Annotated in this window: 5 protein-coding genes and 1 pseudogene; 5 read left to right on the plus strand and 1 reads right to left on the minus strand. The window is 70.6% G+C overall.

Translation table 11 applies throughout. From position 1 onward, the window contains the following. Nucleotides 1-709 (minus strand): Ku protein (locus GXP76_RS34185; RefSeq protein ID WP_242575509.1); only part of this gene is annotated, 709 nt, incomplete at its 3' end. A gap of 41 nt (nt 710-750) precedes the next feature. On the opposite strand from GXP76_RS34185, the gene ligD reads away from it, so the two are divergent. The 5 genes and pseudogenes from ligD to GXP76_RS34210 form a co-directional block, all read left to right on the plus strand. Continuing rightward, the gene (gene ligD, locus GXP76_RS34190; RefSeq protein ID WP_242575510.1) at nt 751-1635 is read left to right on the plus strand and encodes a non-homologous end-joining DNA ligase; all 885 of its coding nucleotides are present in this window, start codon (nt 751-753) and stop codon (nt 1633-1635) included. A gap of 82 nt (nt 1636-1717) precedes the next feature. Next, nucleotides 1718-2107, plus strand: coding sequence for a zinc-ribbon domain-containing protein (locus tag GXP76_RS34195; RefSeq protein WP_242575511.1), 390 nt, complete (start codon nt 1718-1720; stop codon nt 2105-2107). Nucleotides 2108-2251: 144 nt separating this feature from the next. Further along, nucleotides 2252-2719, plus strand: a complete 468-nt coding sequence (locus GXP76_RS34200; RefSeq protein ID WP_242575512.1) for an SH3 domain-containing protein — start codon at nt 2252-2254, stop codon at nt 2717-2719. Between the two features lie 76 nt (nt 2720-2795). Continuing rightward, nucleotides 2796-4274, plus strand: a complete 1479-nt coding sequence (locus tag GXP76_RS34205; protein WP_242575513.1) for an FtsW/RodA/SpoVE family cell cycle protein — start codon at nt 2796-2798, stop codon at nt 4272-4274. Then, nucleotides 4271-4584: pseudogene (locus tag GXP76_RS34210) on the plus strand (penicillin-binding protein 2); the annotation flags it as partial. The gene GXP76_RS34205 and the pseudogene GXP76_RS34210, both read left to right, overlap by 4 nt.

A 4584-nucleotide genomic window follows, 5' to 3' on the forward strand; every position in this document is an offset into this window, starting at 1 on the left:
CGCCCCGCTCCCCCGCCGGGGCCGTTAGCTCGGCGCCGTCCGCCTTCGCGGCGATCAGCTCCTCGACGGCCTCCCGGTAGTCGTCGTGCAGCGACTCCAGTTCGACCTCGCCGAGCGTGTCCATCAGGGCGTCGGCCAGGTCCAGTTCGGCGTCCCGGATGCTGACCTCCGTCTCCGGCGCCACCCCCTCCGGCTGCCGGATCTCGTCCGGCCACAGCAGCCCGTGCAGCGCGATGACGTCGCCGAGAACCCGCACCATGCCCAGCCGCTCGCGCCCGCGCAGCGCGAATTTCGCGATCGCGACCTTCTCGCTGCGCTTCAGGGCCTCGCGCAGCAGGGTGTACGGCTTCGCGGCCGGCACGCCGTTCGCCGCGATGTAGTACGCCGAGCTGACCTGGAGCGGATCGATCGACGCCTCGGGCACGAACCCCACGATCTCGATCGTCTTGGCCGTCGGCAGCGGGAGCCGGGCCAGGTCGTCGTCCGTGATCGGGATCATCGACCCGTCGGCGTCCTCGTACGCCTTCCCGATCTCGGCGGAGGTGACCTCCTCCTCGTCCAGTTCGCAGACCTTCCGGTAACGAATCCGGCCGCCGTCCGCCAAATGGATCTGCCGGAAGGAGATCGAGCGGCTCTCCGTCGCGTTCACCAGCTTGATCGGGATGTTCACGAGACCGAAGGAGATTGCGCCGTTCCATATGGATCTCACGGTAAATCCCTTACATCCGAATTTCGTGGGATTCTCATCGTATGACGCCCATCGCCGAGGTGGAGGGGCGGCGGATCGCCCTCAGCAATCTGGAGAAGGTCCTCTATCCGGCCACCGGCACCACCAAGGGCGAGGTCCTGCACTACTGCGCGACCTCGGCCGGCGCCCTGCTGACCCATCTGGCCAATCGCCCCGTCTCCTTCCTCCGCTACCCGGACGGCCCCGCCGGGCAGCGCTTCTTCACCAAGAACCCGCCGCCGGGCACCCCGTCCTGGGTGCGCAGGGCGACGGTGCCCCGTTCGGCGGACCAGGTCGCCGAGCAGGTGCTGGTGGAGGACCTCGCGACGCTGATGTGGGCGGCGAACCTGGTCGTGGAGTTCCACACCCCGCAGTGGCAGGTCGACAGTCCCGCCCGCGCCGACCGCATCGTCTTCGACCTGGACCCCGGCGAGCCCGCCACCGTGGTGGAGTGCTGCGCGGCGGCGCTCTGGCTGCGGGAACGGCTGGCGGCGGACAGGCTGAACGCGTACGCCAAGACGTCGGGCTCGAAGGGCCTGCACCTGCTCGTACCGCTGGAGCCGACCCCGTCGCGCGAGGTGTCCGCGTACGCCAAGTCGCTCGCCGTCGAGGCCGAGGCCGAACTGCCGCATCTGGTGGTCCACCGGATGGCCCGCGCTCTGCGCCCCGGCAAGGTCTTCGTCGACCACAGCCAGAATTCGGCGGCGAAGACGACGGCGGCGCCCTACACGCTGCGCGCCAGGACGGAACCGACCGTGTCCGCGCCGGTGTCCTGGGAAGAGGTCGGCAGTTGCGGGGCGCCGGAGGACCTGGTCTTCCGGATCGGCGACATCGCGGGGCGATTGGCACGGTACGGGGACCTCCTCGGCCCGCTCGTCAATCTCAACCGGGCGGGCCGCCTGCCGTGACCGCCGCTGTGGCGGGCGTGCACCATGGGGGTGCGCCGGTCATGAGCGCCATGAAGCGTCATGAGAAGAGAAGGAACCACGCATGATCATCTTCGGGACCAAGGGCTACATCTACCAACTGGCGATACTGACGCTCGTGTGCGGCCAGTGCGGCAACCCGTCCGCGCACACGCTGCGCAAGCGCGTCTCCAAGTTCACGCTGTTCTTCGTGCCGCTGTTCCCGTACTCGACGAAGCACTACACGCAGTGCACGTTCTGCGGCGTGGAGCACCAGGTGCCGAACGAGCAGGCCGAACAGCTCCTCGCACAGAGCGCGTCGCAGGCCCAGCAGGGCGTCGGCCAGCAGCACGGCGCCAACCCGTTCGCGCAGGGCGCGCAGGGCGGCCAGGGCGGTCAGGGCGGCGGGAACCCGTTCAGCCAGGGCGGCCAGGGACAGCAGCCGGGCCAGGGCGGTAACCCCTACCAGCGCTGAGGACGGCACGAGCGAGGGCGGCCGGTGCGGGGCACACAGAGTTACGGTTGCGGACAGAATGTGACGAATCTAGGGTAAATCGGGCGAGGGTCAAGCAGTCCACCGTCGACCCCTCGCCCCCTTCCCGACCTTCAGGAGTCACGCATGTCCCAGCGTTCCCCGCGCTCCTCCACCCCGCGCCTCCGGGGCTCCTTCGGCCCGTACGTCGCGGCCCTCGCCGTCGCCGCCGCGGCACTGACCGCCACGCCCGCGCTGGCGGCGGTGCCCGCCCCGCCGCCCCTCGGTTCCGGCAGCCACGCCGGCGGGCACGCCGACACCGACGCCGGCCGCCCCGGCAACGCCGGACCCGAGGCCGATGCCTCCACGAGGGGTTCGGGCGAGTACAAGGGCCGCGTCACCGCGAGGACCGGGCTCCTGCTGCGCGACCGGCCCAGCCGCGGCGGCCGGGTCATCGGCAGCGCCGAGTACGGCTCGATCGTGCACATCCTCTGCAAGACGCGGGGCGACGAGGTGAACGGGAACAACCGCTGGTACCTCCTCACGGACGGCAACTGGGCCTGGGGCTCGGCCGCGTACATCGAGAACATCGGCAAGGCGCCGCGCTGGTGCTGACCCACCGGGAGCCCGACATGCCTTATGTCTTTACATAAGCGGACATAAGGCATGTCGGGTTGCTACGTTGCGCTCCATGACCGCAACGACGGCGGACTCTCCCCCGCCCGAACTACGACTCCGCAAACGGGGCGGGGTCGAGCTCTCGCTCCTCGTGTGCGCCGTCCTCATCTCCGTCTCCGGTTACGTCGCCGTCGGCCTCGCCCACGACGACACCGCCCCGCCCGACGCCCTGCGGCACAGCGCGGGGCTGGGCCTGCTCGCGCTCGTCGCGCATCTCGCGGTCCGCCTCCGCGCCCCGTACGCGGATCCGCTGCTCCTCCCGATCGCGGTCCTGCTCAACGGCGTCGGGCTCGTGCTCCTGCACCGGCTGGACCTCGCCACCCCGGGCGAGCGGGACGCGCCCGCGCAGCTCATCTGGTCGACCCTCGGTGTCGCGCTGTTCATCGCCGTCGTCGCGCTCCTGCGCGACCACCGGGTGCTCCAGAGATACGCGTATCTGTCGGTGGTGGCCGCGCTGCTGCTGATGACCGTGCCGATCTTCTTCCCCGCCGTGAACGGCGCCAGGATCTGGATCCGGATCGACGAACTCTCCTTTCAGCCGGGCGAGTTCGCCAAGATCCTGCTCGCCGTCTTCTTCGCCGCCTATCTCGCGGCCAACCACAGCGCCCTCGCGTACACCGGCCGCCGGATCTGGCGGCTCCAGCTGCCCACCGGCCGGGTGCTCGGCCCGATCGTCGCGATCTGGCTGCTCAGCGTCCTCGTCCTGGTCCTGGAACGCGACCTCGGCACCTCGCTGCTCTTCTTCGGGCTCTTCGTGATCCTGCTGTACGTGGCGACCGGCCGCACCGGCTGGATCGCCGTGGGGCTGCTGCTGGCCGGGGTCGGCGCGTTCGCCGTCGGCTGGCTCGAACCGCACGTCCACAGCCGCGTGGAGGACTGGCTCAACCCGTTCGCCTCCATCGAGGCCGGCCAGGGTCCCGGCCAACTGGCCCAGTCCCTCTTCGCGTTCGCGGCGGGCGGCATGTTCGGCACGGGCCTGGGGCTCGGCCGGTCCGTCCTCATCGGCTTCGCCGCCAAGTCCGACTTCATCCTCGCGACAGCGGGCGAGGAGCTGGGGCTGATCGGGCTGACCGCGATCTTCCTGCTGTACGCGCTGCTCGTCGCGCGCGGGTACCGCACCGGGCTCGCGCTGCGCGACCCGTTCGGACGGCTGCTCGCGGTCGGTCTGGCGTCGATCGTGGCGCTCCAGGTGTTCGTGATCGCGGGCGGGGTGACGGGGCTGATCCCGCTCACGGGCATGGCGATGCCGTTCCTGGCGCAGGGAGGGTCGTCGGTCGTGACCAACTGGGTCATCGTGGCCCTGCTCATCCGGCTCAGCGACTCGGCGCGCAGACCGCGTCCGGAGACGGTGGAGACGGGCGTGATCGCGTCGGCGGTGATCGCGACGGGCTCTGCGGGGGGCGCGGGACCGGCGGGACCTGTCGGACGTGCGGGGCCGGCCGGACCCGCGGACGGGATGCCGGCCGGACCGGCGGCGGAGGGCGAGCGATGATCAGCCACATCCGCCTCGCCGCCGCGTTCTGCCTGCTGCTCCTCGTCGCCCTGCTCGTCAACGCGGCCCGGATCCAGGTCATCCAGGCCGGCTCCCTCGACAACAACCCCGCCAACCGCCGTAAGACCATCGACCGTTACGAGCAGCCACGCGGCGAGATCGTCGTCGAGGGCCGGCCCGTCACCGGCTCCAAGGACACCGGCCAGCAACTACGCTACGAACGCACTTACACCCAGGGCCCGTTGTACGCGCCGGTGACCGGTTTCTCCTCGCAGACGTACGGCACCACCCTGCTGGAGAGCGCCCGCGA

It is taken from the genome of Streptomyces sp. NP-1717, assembly GCF_022695985.1.
Lineage (GTDB): Bacteria > Actinomycetota > Actinomycetes > Streptomycetales > Streptomycetaceae > Streptomyces.

Excerpts from the sequence above, each read along its gene's own strand:
- GXP76_RS34205 (WP_242575513.1), top strand. The coding sequence starts at position 2,796 with ATGACCGCAACGACGGCGGACTCTCCCCCGCCCGAACTACGACTCCGC.
- GXP76_RS34200 (WP_242575512.1), top strand. The coding sequence starts at position 2,252 with ATGTCCCAGCGTTCCCCGCGCTCCTCCACCCCGCGCCTCCGGGGCTCC.
- ligD (WP_242575510.1), top strand. The coding sequence starts at position 751 with ATGACGCCCATCGCCGAGGTGGAGGGGCGGCGGATCGCCCTCAGCAAT.
- GXP76_RS34195 (WP_242575511.1), top strand. The coding sequence starts at position 1,718 with ATGATCATCTTCGGGACCAAGGGCTACATCTACCAACTGGCGATACTG.